Raw genomic sequence first — 509 nt, 5'->3', positions numbered from 1 at the left:
CCCGCGCCGCGCTCACCCTGACATGGGTCCAGAGTTCGCCCGATGCGGTGAGCCGCCACGCGGCCTTGACCACGTCGACCGGGGCCGGCAAGACCCGCGTCGACAGCCAGCCGAGCGACGAGGCGATCTGCCAGGCGACGATCAGCCCGACCGGCACCAGCCACGGCACCAGTCGCCGGGCCACGCCGAGCGTGAAGCTCCTGGCCGCGGCCAGCGAGGGCGCGGCCACCGGCAAGGCCTGTACTTGTTGATTCATGGGGAGTCTTTCAGCTCTGGGAGGCGAGCCGCGAGGGCGCGTCGAGATTGGCGACTACTTCGCCGAAGGGACCGGTCAGCACCTGGCCCGGCAAGCCCGGACGCTGCTTGCGCGGCAGCAGCGGGAACACCAGTTCGGCGAAGCGATAGGACTCTTCCAGGTGGGGGTAGCCCGAGAGGATGAAGTTGTCGATGCCGAGCGATGCGTACTCCTCGATGCGCGCCGCGACGGTCTTCGCATCGCCCACCAGCGC

Annotated in this window: 2 pseudogenes; both read right to left on the bottom strand. The window is 69.7% G+C overall.

What is annotated here, in order from left to right:
* A pseudogene (locus AC1DY5_RS58325) lies at nt 1-256 on the bottom strand (ABC transporter permease); the annotation flags it as partial.
* Nucleotides 257-266: 10 nt separating this feature from the next.
* Nucleotides 267-509, bottom strand: a pseudogene (locus tag AC1DY5_RS58320) (alkanesulfonate monooxygenase); the annotation flags it as partial.

Source organism: Variovorax sp. P4_D9, assembly GCF_056401695.1.
This window is presented reverse-complemented; position numbering and strand designations above follow the sequence as displayed.